Source organism: Paraburkholderia mimosarum LMG 23256 = NBRC 106338 (assembly GCF_000739815.1).
In the GTDB taxonomy this organism is placed as follows: Bacteria; Pseudomonadota; Gammaproteobacteria; order Burkholderiales; family Burkholderiaceae; genus Paraburkholderia; species Paraburkholderia mimosarum.
Genome location: NZ_BBJJ01000311.1, coordinates 1 through 1,305 on the forward strand (window position 1 = coordinate 1; position 1,305 = coordinate 1,305).

A 1,305-nucleotide genomic window follows, 5' to 3' on the forward strand; every position below is an offset into this window, starting at 1 on the left:
CGTGTCGGCGCCGCGCATGATTTCCAGTGGGCAAGTGGTGGTTCATTTATCAACGCTTCACGAACTCTGCGCGATGACGTGTTTCAGCGGCACTTCAGCAACCTGTTAGGTTCAAAAAATTTCGTTGTGCCCGCATTCTGTTGGGCGGCATCGAAGTTATGCACATGATCGTCAAGGGGCAATTGAACGATGGCGGCGTTGGTCAAACTCCCGCACAGCAATTCTAGTCGCTCGCTGGATAAGGACTCCATACCATATCGGACTTGGCCGACCTCTCGCTCTTACTGCGACAGAACCCGCTTGCCCACTGGTTGCGAACGAACCTCCATTCGGTGTGTGGAAACCATCGCTTACCGTTAGTTGTCAGTGTTCAGAGGCTTGCGCGACGGGGGGCTCTTTTAATATGCGACTCAATGCGTTGCCAAGAAGCATGCGATTCAATTTATCTGACATCAGCGTGATGTGATTGCCGGGTGCCGGATTTGTAAAGAGACGCGACGATGGGATAATCTTATCCCAGTCATGCGTTTGAGTAGAGGCGTGATCGCCTTGACCGGGCTTCTCAAGCGCATAAAATAGGTGGATTGTTGAATGCAACGGCGGCGGAATATAAATCTTTACCATTTCGACGTAGTTGTGGATGCGCTTGTAGTGATCGACGGCGATCTTGAGGGGGATTACTTTTGGAAGAATTTTTAGTTTCTGTGCAAGCTCAATTAGTCCTTCTATGTTCTGTTTTCCAAAACTTTCTTGCATCTCATTTATGAGTTCTTTTGGTATGATATTTCCGCAATTGGAAATCGACATGACGAATCGTTGCTCGATAGTCAAATTGTCATTTCTGAAAGTGCTCGGGGCAGGTGTGTCAATAAGCCCAACAAAATCGATCTCCATTCCAATGTCAGAAAGTTGTTTGGCGATAGCATAGGAGAGAATGCCACCCGTACAGTAGCCGCAAACTCGATAGGGTCCGGTTGATTGGGTGCCAATTATGATATCGGCCATTTTCTCAGCAAGATCTTCAATCGAACTTGATGGGGCGTCAAAACTTGGTGGCCATGGAAGTGCATATGTCGGGCAATCAATTTTTATGCTCTCGGAAAGGGAGAATGCGTAAGAATGATCTCCCAAACCATCCGGCACGAAGAATATCGGAGGCTCTGATCCGGATGATCGAATCGTGATTGCACTGATATTTGAGGTAAATGACGGATAAGTGTCGATGTGTAAAGCTAGTTTCGCCAGGGTAGAGTGTTGAAATATGTCATTCAAGGTACATATCATGCCGCGTTTCGCTGCATGGTT

The 1,305-nt window shown here is 47.5% G+C and carries 1 protein-coding gene and 1 pseudogene; one reads left to right on the forward strand and one right to left on the reverse strand.

The annotated features are described in order from the left end of the window. Positions 1–110: 110 nt before the first annotated feature. Positions 111–227, forward strand: a pseudogene (locus BMI01S_RS42530) (IS6 family transposase); the annotation flags it as partial. 136 nt (positions 228–363) lie between these two features. On the opposite strand, the gene BMI01S_RS37600 reads toward BMI01S_RS42530, so the two are convergent. Continuing rightward, the coding region (locus tag BMI01S_RS37600; RefSeq protein ID WP_156123928.1) for a thioesterase domain-containing protein at positions 364–1,305 on the reverse strand (942 nt) is incomplete at its 5' end.